Source organism: Mesorhizobium sp. B264B1B (assembly GCF_020165765.1).
Lineage (GTDB): Bacteria > Pseudomonadota > Alphaproteobacteria > Rhizobiales > Rhizobiaceae > Mesorhizobium.
This window is the reverse complement of the sequence record NZ_JAIUIS010000002.1, coordinates 254,892-267,353: the sequence shown is the minus strand read 5'-3', so window position 1 is coordinate 267,353 and position 12,462 is coordinate 254,892. Positions and strand designations below refer to the sequence as shown.

The 12,462-nt window shown below is 63.0% G+C and carries 14 protein-coding genes; 5 read left to right on the top strand and 9 right to left on the bottom strand.

Annotated features, from left to right (window positions below; translation table 11 throughout):
- Positions 1 to 18: 18 nt before the first annotated feature.
- The 9 genes from LB547_RS05085 to LB547_RS05045 all read right to left on the bottom strand — a co-directional run bounded on the left by LB547_RS05085 (position 19) and on the right by LB547_RS05045 (position 8,644).
- Entirely contained in the window at positions 19 to 1,047 is a 1,029-nt protein-coding gene (locus LB547_RS05085) for a histone deacetylase family protein (protein ID WP_140560994.1), read from the bottom strand.
- Positions 1,044 to 1,550 (bottom strand): GNAT family N-acetyltransferase, encoded by a 507-nt coding sequence (locus tag LB547_RS05080; RefSeq protein ID WP_140762367.1) that lies wholly within the window; start codon positions 1,548 to 1,550, stop codon positions 1,044 to 1,046. The genes LB547_RS05085 and LB547_RS05080 overlap by 4 nt, the downstream gene beginning before the upstream one ends.
- A 197-nt stretch (positions 1,551 to 1,747) precedes the next feature.
- Positions 1,748 to 2,677: a 3-keto-5-aminohexanoate cleavage protein gene (locus LB547_RS05075; RefSeq protein ID WP_140762364.1), complete on the bottom strand. Its 930-nt coding sequence runs from the start codon at positions 2,675 to 2,677 to the stop codon at positions 1,748 to 1,750.
- Between the two features lie 4 nt (positions 2,678 to 2,681).
- Positions 2,682 to 4,067 carry an aspartate aminotransferase family protein gene (locus tag LB547_RS05070; protein ID WP_140517680.1) on the bottom strand — a complete coding sequence of 462 codons (1,386 nt, stop codon included), beginning with the start codon at positions 4,065 to 4,067 and terminating at the stop codon, positions 2,682 to 2,684.
- Position 4,068: 1 nt separating this feature from the next.
- Positions 4,069 to 5,709: a N,N-dimethylformamidase beta subunit family domain-containing protein gene (locus tag LB547_RS05065; RefSeq protein WP_140493773.1), complete on the bottom strand. Its 1,641-nt coding sequence runs from the start codon at positions 5,707 to 5,709 to the stop codon at positions 4,069 to 4,071.
- 8 nt (positions 5,710 to 5,717) lie between these two features.
- Entirely contained in the window at positions 5,718 to 6,482 is a 765-nt protein-coding gene (locus tag LB547_RS05060; protein WP_140493771.1) for an amino acid ABC transporter ATP-binding protein, read from the bottom strand.
- Positions 6,479 to 7,138 carry an amino acid ABC transporter permease gene (locus LB547_RS05055; protein ID WP_140650691.1) on the bottom strand — a complete coding sequence of 220 codons (660 nt, stop codon included), beginning with the start codon at positions 7,136 to 7,138 and terminating at the stop codon, positions 6,479 to 6,481. The genes LB547_RS05060 and LB547_RS05055 overlap by 4 nt, the downstream gene beginning before the upstream one ends.
- A 13-nt stretch (positions 7,139 to 7,151) precedes the next feature.
- Entirely contained in the window at positions 7,152 to 7,799 is a 648-nt protein-coding gene (locus tag LB547_RS05050) for an amino acid ABC transporter permease (protein WP_140517677.1), read from the bottom strand.
- A 62-nt stretch (positions 7,800 to 7,861) separates the two neighbouring features.
- On the bottom strand, positions 7,862 to 8,644 hold the full coding sequence (locus LB547_RS05045) for an ABC transporter substrate-binding protein (RefSeq protein ID WP_140650685.1): 783 nt from the start codon (positions 8,642 to 8,644) through the stop codon (positions 7,862 to 7,864).
- 135 nt (positions 8,645 to 8,779) lie between these two features.
- Between LB547_RS05045 and LB547_RS05040 the strand changes: the two genes are divergently transcribed.
- The 5 genes from LB547_RS05040 to LB547_RS05020 all read left to right on the top strand — a co-directional run bounded on the left by LB547_RS05040 (position 8,780) and on the right by LB547_RS05020 (position 12,289).
- On the top strand, positions 8,780 to 9,739 hold the full coding sequence (locus LB547_RS05040) for a LysR family transcriptional regulator (RefSeq protein WP_140493763.1): 960 nt from the start codon (positions 8,780 to 8,782) through the stop codon (positions 9,737 to 9,739).
- Between the two features lie 128 nt (positions 9,740 to 9,867).
- Positions 9,868 to 10,116 carry a ParB N-terminal domain-containing protein gene (locus LB547_RS05035; RefSeq protein ID WP_006206067.1) on the top strand — a complete coding sequence of 83 codons (249 nt, stop codon included), beginning with the start codon at positions 9,868 to 9,870 and terminating at the stop codon, positions 10,114 to 10,116.
- Positions 10,117 to 10,322: 206 nt separating this feature from the next.
- Positions 10,323 to 11,279: an alpha/beta fold hydrolase gene (locus LB547_RS05030; RefSeq protein WP_140561001.1), complete on the top strand. Its 957-nt coding sequence runs from the start codon at positions 10,323 to 10,325 to the stop codon at positions 11,277 to 11,279.
- 148 nt (positions 11,280 to 11,427) lie between these two features.
- Positions 11,428 to 11,823 carry a GFA family protein gene (locus tag LB547_RS05025; protein ID WP_140517705.1) on the top strand — a complete coding sequence of 132 codons (396 nt, stop codon included), beginning with the start codon at positions 11,428 to 11,430 and terminating at the stop codon, positions 11,821 to 11,823.
- Between the two features lie 268 nt (positions 11,824 to 12,091).
- On the top strand, positions 12,092 to 12,289 hold the full coding sequence (locus tag LB547_RS05020; protein WP_140762361.1) for a hypothetical protein: 198 nt from the start codon (positions 12,092 to 12,094) through the stop codon (positions 12,287 to 12,289).
- Positions 12,290 to 12,462: the final 173 nt, after the last annotated feature.

Here is a 12,462-nt window from a genome sequence, read left to right as displayed (position 1 = left end):
CAGGCGCAGCTCGACCTGTCAGCGTGCCTTGGTGCCGAACCCCGTCAGGAAAGCGGTGAGGTTGTCACAGAGTTCGTCGCAGAGATAGCCGCCTTCCTGGACGATTGCCGTCGGCAGGCCGAGCTTGGCGATGGCTTCGCCGATGCGCGAGAAACCTGGCGTCGTCACCGAAAGCCCGCCGAACGGATCACCCTCGAACGCGTCGAGCCCGAGCGCCACGACCAGCGCGTCGGGCGCGAAGGCGCGGATACGCTGGAACGCCACCTGAAGCGCTTCCAGAAACGCCGCGTCGGCGGATTTGCGTGGCAAGGGCAGGTTGAAATTATAGCCGAGACCGGGGCCTTCGCCGCGCTCGTCGGCATGTCCCCAGAAGAACGGATAGAAGCGCACCGGGTCGGCATGCAGCGACACGGTGAGCACGTCGGGCCGCGCATAGAAGATGCCTTGCGTGCCGTTGCCGTGATGCAGATCGACATCGAGGATCGCAACCCGTGCCGCTTGGCGGCGCAGTACCTGTGCTGCGACGGCCGAATTGTTGATGAAGCAGAAGCCGCCGGCGACGTCGGCGAACGCATGGTGACCGGGGGGGCGGCAAAGCGCATAGGTGGCCGGCGCGCCCGCCATCACCGCTTCCGCCGCCTCGACCGCGCTCCAGGCGCTCCACAGCGCACTTTGCCAGGTCTCGCCAGAGATCGGGCAGGCCGTGTCGGCCATGTGGTACCCAGCCTGGCCGACCGCGGAGGCCGGATAGGAGCCGTTGCGCGCGATCGGGTGAATGTTGGGGATCACTTCAGCCGAGGCACCCTCGATGCGTTGCCAACGCGTGTAGATATGCTCCAGGAAATCGAGATATTCGGGCGTGTGCACCGCCGCGACCGGACCAAGTCCGTGATTGCGCGGCCGCTCGATCGTGCAGCCGGCCGATTTTGCGCCTGCTAACAATCTCTCGACGCGCTCCGGCTTTTCGGGATTGGGCTGCGGGGCGCCGCTGGAAAGGAAAGCCTTGGGGTCGTGGCGCTTCTGCTCCTGCGCGTAGAAGGCTTTCATTCTTTTTCCTCCGGCGCGTCGGCAAAGGCGAAGAAAGCGTCGCCGATGATCTTCTGCGTCTGCTCGTAGCTCGACCAGGCGATGCCCAGCCTTTCATAAAAGGCCTTTGCGCTCTCATTGTCGGTATCGACGGACAATCTGAGATAAGCGCCGCCTTGCTTGCGGCACTCGGTCGCGACGCGCCGCAGCAGGCGCTCGCCGATCCTGCGACCGCGAAACCGGTCCTCGACATAGAGGTCCTGCACATAGACGCCGGGCCGCCCCATCCAGGTCGAGAAGATCGGGAAATAGAGGCACAGTCCGGCGAATTCGCCATCGACTTCGGCGATCAGGGTCGAGAAGGCAGGTCTTTCGCCAAAGCCCCAGGTCCTGAGATCGTCTGGCGTTGAGACGATTTCTTCGGGCGCGCCGATATGGGTGCCGAGCTTCAGAATTGCGGCATGGATGGTTTCGACGTCTTCGATTCGTCCGGGGCGGAGGAGGATTTTTTCCGGGGTTGTCATGGCAGGCAGGGAGCCAAGGCACCCCCCTCTGTCCTGCCGGACATCTCCCCCGCAAGGGGGGACATTGGCAGCTTTGGCGCTGCCGCCCATTCTGCAACATCGAAAATTAGCAAAGGCGGAAAACACATCCGATCTCGGAGATGGCCGGCAGGCCAGAAGGGGGTGTGACGGAGCGCTATCATCTCAAGCCAGTCGCATTAAAACGCTACCCTGTCGCCACCCTTCAGCGCCAGCATGTCGCGTGCTTCGGCCGGGGTGGCAACCTCCAGCGACAGTCCATTGAGAATGCCACGGATACGGCGCACCTGATCGGCATTGGATTTCGCCAGCTGGCGGCCGTCGTAGAGACTGTCTTCGAGCCCGACACGGACATTGCCGCCCATCGCCGCGGCGATCGAGATCAGCGGCATCTGGTGGCGGCCTGCGGCCAGCACCGAGAACTGGTAGCTGTCGCCGAACAGCTTGTCGGCGATGCGCTTCATGTGGATGAGATTGTCCGGGTCGGCGCCGATGCCGCCAAGAATGCCCAGCACGAATTGGATGAACAGCGGCCCCGACACCAGCCCACGGTCGCGGAAATGCGCGAGCGAATAGAGATGGCCGACATCGTAGCACTCGAATTCGAAACGCGTGCCGCAGCCCTTGCCCAGTCTCTCGAGAACGCCCTCCATATCGGCGAAGGTATTCTTGAAGATCGTGTCGCGTGTGGCTTCCAGCAGCTTCGGTTCCCATTCGTGTTGCCATTCCCTTGGCTTGTCGAGCATCGGGAACAGCGCGAAATTCATCGAGCCCATGTTGAGCGAACACATTTCGGGCTCGGCCCGCAAAGGTGCCGCCAGCCGCTGGTCCAGCGTCATCAGGGAGGAGCCGCCGGTTGTGATGTTGATCACCGCCGACGTCGCCTGCTTGATGCGCGGCAGGAACTGCATGAACACGTCCGGATCGGCCGTAGGCCGTCCGTTTTTTGGGTCGCGGGCATGCAAGTGCAGGATCGAGGCGCCGGCCTCGGCCGCGGCGATGGCATCCGCCGCGATCTGGTCCGGCGTTACCGGCAGATAAGGCGACATGGACGGTGTATGCACCGAGCCGGTGACGGCGCAGGTGATGATGACCTTTCTCGGCGCCATTGTTTTATCCCCGGCCTTCGACCGGAAGGTCGAGTTCGGCAGCCAGAACTTCGAGCGAGTCGCCGATGATGGAGATGATCTCGCCGACCTGCTCGCTGGTGACGATCATCGGTGGTGCGACCATGAAATTGTCGCCGTCGACACCGCCCTTGACCTTGCGGCCATAGATGATCAGCCCGCGCTCATAGGCGAGGTCGAGCAGGCGCTGCGTCGCCTTCCTGCTCTGGTCGATCGGCCGCAGCGTTTCGGGATCGGCAAGCATCTCGGCGCCGGTGAGCAGGCCCTTGCCGCGCACGTCGGCGATGAACGGGAAGCGCTTGGCTAGCTCTCGCAATCCGTCCATCAGCACATCGCCCATGGCGGCGGCATTGGCGATCAGGTCGAGGCGGCCCATTTCGCCGAGCACGGCCAGCCCTGCGGCGCAGGCGAGCGGATTGCCGGCATAGGTATGGCCGTGCTGGAAGCCGCCGGAGGCGAGCAGCGGCTGCACCAGCCGCATCGGCGCCGCCAGCGCGCCGAGCGGCGCGTAACCCGATCCCAGGCCTTTTGATAGCGCGACGATGTCCGGCTTGCAGTTCCAATGGTCGCCGCCGAGGAATTTTCCCGTGCGGCCGGCGCCGCTCATCACTTCGTCATGGATGAGCAGGATGCCGTAGCGGTCGCAGATTTCGCGGATGCGCCCATAATAACTGTCCGGCGCGACAAGCGCCGCTGTCGCCGCGCCGCCGATCGGTTCCATGATGAAGGCGACCACGCTCTCCGGCTCCTCGGCCAGGATCTTCTCCTCCAGCATGTCGGCATAGCGGAGACCGCGCTGTTCCATCGAGAGATTGTCGCGGTCGCGCCAGGCCGCCGGTGCCGGCACGGTCGGCATCACCCGCATCATTGGCGTGAAGGTCTCGGCCAGCGCGTAGTCGCCGGTGATCGACAGTGAACCCAGCGTGCCGCCGTGATAGGAGGGGAAGCGCGTGATCACCTTCCAGCGGCTGGCTTGGCCGGTAGCCACCGCCCACTGCCGCGCCAGCTTAATGCACGATTCGGTCGCTTCCGAGCCGCCTGAGACGAAGAAGATGCGGTCCATGCCTTCGGGCAGCTTGCCGGCCAGCTCACGCGCCAGCTCTTCTGCCGGTTCGTTCTCGAAATGCAGCCGGTAGGCGAAGGTGGCGCGGTCCATCTGCCGCTTCATGGCGTCGAGCACATTGCGGTTGGAATGACCGATATTGGCGACCATCGGGCCGCTTGATCCGTCGATGAAGCGGCGGCCGTCCTGCGTCCACATATAGATGCCCTCGGCACGGTCGATCAGCGGCCGGCGCAGGCTGGAGAGATAGAACAGATGCGATTGGCGCCGGGCTTCGGTGTCCGGGGCGGCGGTCTGGGCTTTCGACATGTCAGGACTTTCCGAGATAACGATCGAGGACATTTTGGGTAACGCGTTCGACCATCGGGTCCTGCCTCAGCAGGCCGGCGACCCATTCGCAGCTTCCGGCGTGGAAGACCTCGCCCTTGCCGCGCGGGAAATTGACGATCATGCCGTTGCCGCGTTTGACTTTTTCCAGATTGGCGTCGCTCCGATCGCCGAACAGCGTCTCGGCGCTGAAGCGACCATCCTCGTCGGTGAGAAACTGATCCTCGATCGGGATATCGGCGCTTTCCTCGACCTGGCTGGCCATGCCGACGGCGAGAACCTGCAAGCCGTCCGGTGCGCCGCTGGTCGCGGTCGGGTAGGGAAGGCCGCCGCGGATTTCGAAATCCAGCCCGTCGACCTCATAGCCATAGACATGGCTGTCGGCGCCAAGCAGGTCGCCATAGTAGATGCCGGTTCCGGCAAAGGCCCAGTGCTCGGGCCGATACACGGGAAAGCCGCGCACGCCGCGTGGCGCGCAGCCGCCCCATCCGGCATAGAGGCCGCGTGTGGCGTTGAGCCCGAAGGTCGCCGAACCCGGCCGGCCGATCTCGGGCGCCTCCCAGGAATTGGTGGCGCGGGTGACGTCGCCGCCGCGATAGGCGGGGTCCTCGGCTCGGGCGCGGTATTTGTAGCAGACCTGCCGCCGGCCTTCATCCTCCAGCCGCGTCTGCCACATGAAGTTGCCGGCGAAGCGCGCCGCATGGCCGCCACGTTCGACGTAGCTGTCGACCGCATCGCGCATTTCCCAGGTCCAGTACTCGTCATGGCCGACAAAGACGGCGCAGTCGTAGCCATCGAGAATGTCGGGCGAGAAATGCAGATCGTGCTGGCTGGCGAGATCGACGGCGTAGCCCGCCCGTTCGGCGAAGCGGAAGAAGTGGCTGTCATAGCTCGCCCAGCCCGACGATGCGTATTTCTTCGAATGGCCGGTGGCGAGCGCCCATTCCATGTGTGGATAGCGCGGCACTGTCTTCGGCGGCACCGCGACTTCCAATGGCACACGCGGCGCCTCCTTGGGCAGCACGACGAAGCCGCGGCACCAGGGGCGCTGCGTCGAGACGATCGGAGAATATTCGTTACGGTCCGGCCCGGTGATGCCCTGGTAGTGATTGGAGCCGCCCCAGGTGTTGTAGGCGAGCCAGGTGCCTGTCGCCGCCACCTGCAGCACACGGCCTGGCTTCTTGCCGGGCAGGGGCGCGACGATGAAAAGATGATGGGATTGGATCGGCTTGCCGTCGCGGCCTTCAGCAGTCAGCGTCACCCGGTAAGCGCCGGACGGCCAGTCGCTGCCGACGCTGAATTCGAACGAGGCTTCCCAGCCGCAGCCTTCGGCCGAGCACTGGTCTGGACTTTCCTGCCAACGCGCCGCAATGCCGGACTTCTCGAACACCTTTGTCTCGGTGCCGCCGTCGCGGACGATCGTCATGCTGAAGGACGGAGCCGTCGAACTGACATGCAGCGTCACTGTCTCGCCGGCGCGGTAGGAAAAGCGGTCGCTGTAGCACCAGATTTCGCCGCGCTCGCCATCCATGCCCGGCCACTCATAATAGTGGCCGCGCACTGCGTGCCGGCGCTGCTCCGGCGTCAGTCCGAAATCGGGGAATTCAGTGGTCAATCTGGTCATCGTCGTACTCAGGCGGAAAGGTATTTCTTGAGGAAGGTGCGGGTGCGTTCTTTTTGCGGGGCGCGGAAGATGTCGCCCGGCGGGCCTTCTTCCACCACCACGCCGCCATCCATGAACAGCACCCTGTCGGCCACTTCGCCGGCAAAGCGCATTTCGTGCGTTACGATGAGCATGGTCATGTGCTCGGCGGCAAGCTGCTTCATCACCGCGTTGACCTCGTCGACCAGCTCCGGATCGAGCGCCGAGGTGGCCTCGTCGAACAGCATCACCTTGGGCTGCATGGCCAGCGCGCGGGCAATCGCGACGCGCTGCTTCTGCCCGCCCGAAAGACGCGAGGGATAGGCGTCGATCTTGTCGGAGAGCCCGACCTTGGACAAAAGACCAAGCGCCAGCGCACGAGCTTCGGCTTTCGGCATGCTTTTCAGGATCACCGGCCCCATCGTGATGTTCTCGATCACGGTCAAATGCGGGAACAGGTTAAAGTGCTGGAACACCATGCCCATCTGCTGGCGCACCTTGTTGATGTGCCTTTCGAACGCCTGGCCATGCAGCTTCTGGTTGACCTGCAGGCCGTCCAGCCAGACCTCACCGCTGTTCAAACCCTCGAGATGGTTGATGGAACGCAGCAGCGTGCTCTTGCCGGAGCCGCTCGGGCCGATGATTGCGACGATCTGCCCACGTTCGACCGATAGGTCGATACCTCTGAGGACCTCGACGGCGCCAAACGATTTGCGTGCGCCGCGGACCTCGACCATCGGCCGCTGCGTGCTCATCGGGAAACCTCCACATGTCTTTCGAACCTATGCAGGGCCGCTTCGAGCGCGAGGTTGAGAATGTAGTAGAGCGCGGCGGCAGTGATGTAGAATTCGAAAGGGCGAAACGTTTCGCTGATCGCCAGTTGCGCCGAGTGAACCAGCTCGGCAATGCCGATGACCGAGACGATGGAGGATTCCTTCAACAGCGCGATCAAATTGCTGCCGATCGGCGGCGCCGTGTTGCGGATGGCCTGCGGTATCACGACATGGCGCAGCGTCTGCCACTTGCCGAAGCCGATGCTGCGTGCACCTTCCGTCTGGCCGACATCGACGGCCACGATGCCCGCGCGGATGACATCGGCATTGTAGACGGCAAAATGCAGTCCAAGGCCGACAATGCCGGCCACGAGGGCAGGGATGTCGATGCCGACCTGCACCAGGCCAAAATAGATCAGGAAGAGCTGCAACAGCAGCGGCGTGCCCATGAACACCCACATGAAGGCGCGCACGGGGTAGGCCAGGATTGCCGGCGCGTAGAGTACGACAACCGCAAAGAAGATGCCGCCGGCGAAGCTAAGCGCTCCAGCCGAGACCGTCAGCACTGATGTCCACCAGGCGCCGGTCAGCAGAAGATCCCAGTAGGGCGCGACGACGGTGAAATCCAGGCCTTGCATTGTTTTCCGCCCCTCAGATGATTGCGAAGCGCTTGTCGAGCATGTCGACGATACGGGCGACGGCATAGACCATGACCATGTAGAGCAGGGCCGCGACGCCGAAGATCTCGAACGGCTTGTAGGTGGAGCCGATGAAGCGCTGGGCGGTGTAGGTCAATTCCACGACCGAGATGGTGGACACCAGGGCCGAGCCTTTCAACAGCGCGACCGTGTTGACGCCAAGCGGGCGGATCATCAGCCGGGCGGCTTGCGGCAGCACGACCTTGCGCAAGGTCTGGAACCGGCCGAATCCGATTGTGCGGGCCGCCTCCGTCTGGCCCCGGTCGACCGCCACCACCGCGCCTCGGATTGACTCCGCCATATAGGCGCCGATGTTGAGGCCGAGGCCGATCACGCCGGCCGCGAACGGATCCAGATTGATGCCGATCTGCGGACCGCCGAAATAGAGCACGAAGAGCTGGATCAGGCACGGTGTGCCACGGAACAGGCTCACATAGAGCGTGCCGATGGCCCGCAGGACCGCCGATCTCGACATTCTTGCGGTCGCGGCCAGTGCTGCCACGGCCAGCCCCAGAACCAGGGCCAGCGCTGTCAGTTCCAGCGTCACCAAGGCGGCTTCCACGAAGAACGGGAAGACGCGCTGCATCAAGGAGAAATCCATGGAATGGCCCGGCGCAGTGGCTTTCGGCTTCAGGCGGCCTGGACCGCCGAAGCCTGGCGAAGTTAGCGGATGTCGCTGCCTACCCAGTGCATCGATATCTTCTCGTAGGTACCATCGGCCATCATGCCGTCCAGCGCCTTCTGCATGGCGGCCTTGAGCTCGGGATTGTCCTTGCGGATGGCGATGCCGATGGCGACGCTGCCGCCTTCGATACCCGGCGTGTCGAGCTTGCGTACCTTCTCGCCGGTCTCCTTGACGGCGACCATGACCGGAATGTTGTCGACGACGATGGCGTCGACGCGGCCCGCCTTCAGCTCAAGCAGCAATTCCGGCAGCCCCTTATAGGTGCGGATGTCCCAGCCGCCCTGTTGGCGCGCCCATTTCTCATGCGTTTCGCCGAGCGTCACGCCAAGGGTCTTACCTTTGAGATCGTCGAGGCTCTGCACCTTGGAATCCTGGTTGACGAAAACCGCACGGCCGGCGTGGTAGTAGGGGCCGACGAAATCGACCACCTTCTCACGCTCCGGCGTGATCGTCATCGAGCCGACCACGGTGTCGTATTTGTTGGCGAGCAGGCCGGCGATGATGCCGTCCCAGGCGGTCGTGATGATGGTGCCCTTGACGCCGATGCGCTCGGCGACGGCCTTGCCGATATCGGCGTCGAAGCCGACGACCTCGTTCTGGTCGTTGACGAAGTTGAAGGGGGGATACTGCCCGCTCATGGAAATCTTCAATTCGCCCGCCGCCTTGACCTTCTCGAGGTCATCGGCCCTGGCCGACACGTTAGCGAAGGAAGACGCAAACAGCAGCGCCGCGACGGCAATGCCGGAAAATACCTTGTTCATTTGAAACCTGTCCTCTGGATGGAGCGCGAAGGCTTGTTCTTGGGAGGCGTTGGGGCGCACTCCTGACGGCAATGATTGCCTTTGCGGTAGCATTGCGCAAATAGATAATGGAAATAGGGAGCATAGATATCAGGAATGGCATTGCCGCGCCCCGAACGGCTGGTCTGGGATCTGGACTGGAACCTTTTGCGGACATTCGTCGTCATCGCGGAGGTGAAGAGCATAACGCGTGCCGCCGAGAGGCTGAACCTCAAGCAGCCAAGCGTCAGCAATGCGCTGCGGCGGCTGGAAGACCGGGTCGGCCGGCGGCTGGTCGAACGCGATGCGACGCGCTTCGAGCTCACCGAGGTTGGACGGCTTCTCTACGAGCAGAGCATCGAGGTGTTCGGCACCATATCGCAGCTGCCGCTCTTGATGCGCGGCATCAGCGACGATGTCACCGGCCACGTCATGATCGCGACCGCCAGCCATGTGGTCTCGCCGCTGTTCGATCGGGCGCTGTCGGAATTCCACCGCAACTATCCGCGCGCCAGCATCACCATTTCGGTCGCGGCAAGCACCGAAGTGGCCAAGCAGGTGAGGGAGCGCCGTGCTTCGTTTGGCGTCTGCCTGGTCAGCCAGCGCGATCCGGCGCTGCAATACGACATGGTCTATCGCGAGTTCTTCGGCTTCTTTTGCGGGCCGCGGCACAGGCTCTATGGGCAAACCGGACTGACGCTCGCCGATCTCCGCGACGAGCCGTCAGTATCGTTCCAGACCGACCATATTTCGGATGCGCTGCGGCCGGTCGCACTGTTGCGTAGCGAAGCACGGCTGAACGCCGATGTCGTGGGCGTTTCGTCGAGCCTGGAGGAGGTGCGGCGCATGATCGTCGCCGGGCTCGGCATCGGCCCGCTGCCGCTGCATGTGGCGCGGCGCGATGTGGCCGACGGCGCGCTGTGGCGGCTGCCGCCCTATGATGCGCCGCCGGCCATCGATATCTTCCTGCTGGTCAATCCGGACAAGGCGATGAACCGCGCCGAGAAGGCGTTGCTGTCAGGGCTGCAGGCGCTGATTGCCGAGACGCCGCTCGAGGACCGTATCTACAAAGGCTGATACGCAATATCGACTGCGCGGCGGCAGACAAACCCGGTTGCCTCCGCCCTATTCGTCGCCACGCCCTTGGCCCTCGTCAACAAAGCGACTATCTCAGGACAAGGCGGCGTTCCGCCCGGGGGGTCGACATGCTCAGAGTGCAGAAGGTCAAGGTCGACGACATCTACGTGCCGACGGCGCGTAAGAAGACGCTGCATCCCGAGACGGTCCGTCATCTCGCCGAGGACATTCTGGAAAATGGCATGAAGATGCCGATCCAGGTCCGTCACGACGGCAAGCGTCATATCCTGGTAGAAGGCCTGCATCGGCTGGAAGCGGCCAAGTGGCTCGGCGAGACCGAGATCGATGCCTATCTGGTGCAAGCCAAGCGCCACTGACGCGTCCTCGATTTCGCCGTTGGTCCTCATCCACGGGAAAGCCCCAGAATTTCTCCTTGATGATGTCGGTTTGCATTTCGCTGGTTCGTCCTTGGGACGGAAGCCGGTCAGACCAATATTCTCGATCGGTTTTCGCGCGGGTTGGGGCCGATGCACCAGCCAGCTCAAGAACGCACCGACACACGGACAGACTGGAGGAGATTGATATGTCCAAAGCCCTGCTTTTCGCCATTCTTGCTTCGGCCGCGGCGCTTCTCGCCTGTCCGGGCATCGCCAACGCAAACGAGGTAAAATCTGCCATGACGACCGAAGCGAAGACACCGCCGAAGCCTGAAAAATCCGGCCTGCTGCCGATCAACGGCCTGAATTACTATTATGCCGTCCACGGCAAAGGCGAGCCGCTGCTTCTGCTGCATGGCGGTCTCGGCACAGCGGACATGTTCGCCCCCATTCTGCCGAAGCTTGCCGAACATCGCACTGTCATCACCGTCGACCTGCAAGGCCATGGCCGCACCGCGCTTGGCGACCGGCCGTTCACGCTGGAGGCGATGGGCGACGACATGGCTGATATCGTCAAACGGCTTGGTTACGGCGAGGTCGACGTCATGGGTTATTCTCTGGGCGGCGGCGTCGCCTTCCGGATGGCCGTCCAGCACCCCGAAACGGTGCGCCGGCTTGTGCTGGTCTCGACCGGCTATGCCGCCGACGGTTTCTATGACGAGATGCGCCCGCAGCAGGCGCAAGTGAGCGCGGCAGCGGCCGATTTCATGAAGGACACGCCGATGTACAAATCCTACGTCGCCGTGGCGCCGCATCCCGAGGAGTTCCCGAAGCTGCTCGACACGCTCGGCAACTTCATGCGCCAGAACTACGACTACTCGGCCGATGTTCCCAAGCTGAAGATGCCGGTCATGCTGGCCTACGGCGACAGCGACATGTACAAGCCCGAGCACGAGATCAAGTTCTACCAGATGCTCGGCGGCGGTTTGAAGGACGCGGGCTGGATGCGTGAAAACCTGTCGCGGAACCGCCTGGCGATCCTGCCCAATCGCACCCACTACGACGTCTTCTTCGCTCCAGAGCTGACGGCCGCCGCGCTGCCGTTCCTCAACGGCGAGACCAAGGTGAAGAGCTGGGACGAGGTGGTCGGCGAAACCGAATAGCTTGCCGGCATTGGCTGCCGGCGGTCTCCCTCGAGGCGGCCGGCAGTTTTATCGCTGCAGTCGATGGGATCGTATCAATGCTTTTGAATTGACCCGATATCCGGCCTCGATAGTCTCGCATCAAATCTTCTCGGGAATGGATACGGCAATGGCTAACTATCAGGGCGGATGCCTGTGCGGGGCGGTGCGTTATCGCGCCGACGTCGAGCCCGTCAACGAACGCATCTGCCATTGTCGGCTTTGTCAAAAGGCGATCGGCGCCGCCTTCAATGCGCGTGTGCTGTTTCGCATCGACGATGTGACGGTCGAAGGGCCGTTGGCGACCGCGAACAGCTCGCCGGATATTAAACGCGGGTTTTGCCCAAGCTGCGGTACGACGATGTTTTCGCGGCGCGATGCCGCCGGCATTATAGGCGTCACCACCGGGTCACTCGACGATCCATCCGTCTTCAAACCGCAGATGCACATCTGGACCGCCTCCAAGCAGCCCTGGGTGGCGCTCGATGACGGCTTGCCGCAGCACGAAGGCGCGCCGCCTGCCTGAGGCCTCTGGCCTCCCTTCTCGCCTTAGGAAAGAAAATGGATCTGCGCTCGAGCGCCGAGACGGTTGAGCCGTGCTGGATGAAGTGCGGCATTGCCGCATCCACCCTTCGGGCCAACAGAAGGGTAAAGTTACGTTACCGTGACCAAAATTAATCGAAACAGTCACGAAATAACCGAAACAGTCACGCGAAAGCCGGCAAAGCGTCATTGGCGAGCCATCATTGTCTCCCTATTTAACCGGTGCGGGCCGGCATTCGAGGAGACGACGGATGAACGACAGCATCAGTACCCTGGACGAGCTTTTGAGCGATCCGATGGTCCTGCTTGTGATGAAGCGCGATCGTGTGCGCCCGGAACAGGTGCGCATGCTGCTCGAACGGGCGCGTCGGCCTTCCGTCGAGGAGCCGGTTGTCCCGCCGGCGCACGTGATCGCCAGGGCGTGCCAGAAACTCTGGCTGTGCCCCTGATCGCATCGTGATTTCCTCCAGTTTTTGCGGACCGACCCGCCGGGCCGGTCTGGCCACTGCCTGGTGCTGCCAACGCGCCGAGGCGGCGCGGTGTTGATATTCGAACGCGCCTTCCGCACTCGCTGACGCCCATTCCCGGGTGCCAGTTCACAAATCCGTAAATTGATTTTCCG

What these genes read in the sequence shown, in the direction of transcription:
- LB547_RS05065 (WP_140493773.1), bottom strand. Translation starts at nt 5,709, where the DNA reads ATGACCAGATTGACCACTGAATTCCCCGATTTCGGACTGACGCCGGAG.
- LB547_RS05045 (WP_140650685.1), bottom strand. Translation starts at nt 8,644, where the DNA reads ATGAACAAGGTATTTTCCGGCATTGCCGTCGCGGCGCTGCTGTTTGCG.
- LB547_RS05020 (WP_140762361.1), top strand. Translation starts at nt 12,092, where the DNA reads ATGAACGACAGCATCAGTACCCTGGACGAGCTTTTGAGCGATCCGATG.
- LB547_RS05050 (WP_140517677.1), bottom strand. Translation starts at nt 7,799, where the DNA reads ATGGATTTCTCCTTGATGCAGCGCGTCTTCCCGTTCTTCGTGGAAGCC.
- LB547_RS05070 (WP_140517680.1), bottom strand. Translation starts at nt 4,067, where the DNA reads ATGTCGAAAGCCCAGACCGCCGCCCCGGACACCGAAGCCCGGCGCCAA.
- LB547_RS05025 (WP_140517705.1), top strand. Translation starts at nt 11,428, where the DNA reads ATGGCTAACTATCAGGGCGGATGCCTGTGCGGGGCGGTGCGTTATCGC.
- LB547_RS05030 (WP_140561001.1), top strand. Translation starts at nt 10,323, where the DNA reads ATGTCCAAAGCCCTGCTTTTCGCCATTCTTGCTTCGGCCGCGGCGCTT.
- LB547_RS05075 (WP_140762364.1), bottom strand. Translation starts at nt 2,677, where the DNA reads ATGGCGCCGAGAAAGGTCATCATCACCTGCGCCGTCACCGGCTCGGTG.
- LB547_RS05035 (WP_006206067.1), top strand. Translation starts at nt 9,868, where the DNA reads ATGCTCAGAGTGCAGAAGGTCAAGGTCGACGACATCTACGTGCCGACG.
- LB547_RS05055 (WP_140650691.1), bottom strand. Translation starts at nt 7,138, where the DNA reads ATGCAAGGCCTGGATTTCACCGTCGTCGCGCCCTACTGGGATCTTCTG.
- LB547_RS05040 (WP_140493763.1), top strand. Translation starts at nt 8,780, where the DNA reads ATGGCATTGCCGCGCCCCGAACGGCTGGTCTGGGATCTGGACTGGAAC.
- LB547_RS05085 (WP_140560994.1), bottom strand. Translation starts at nt 1,047, where the DNA reads ATGAAAGCCTTCTACGCGCAGGAGCAGAAGCGCCACGACCCCAAGGCT.
- LB547_RS05060 (WP_140493771.1), bottom strand. Translation starts at nt 6,482, where the DNA reads ATGAGCACGCAGCGGCCGATGGTCGAGGTCCGCGGCGCACGCAAATCG.
- LB547_RS05080 (WP_140762367.1), bottom strand. Translation starts at nt 1,550, where the DNA reads ATGACAACCCCGGAAAAAATCCTCCTCCGCCCCGGACGAATCGAAGAC.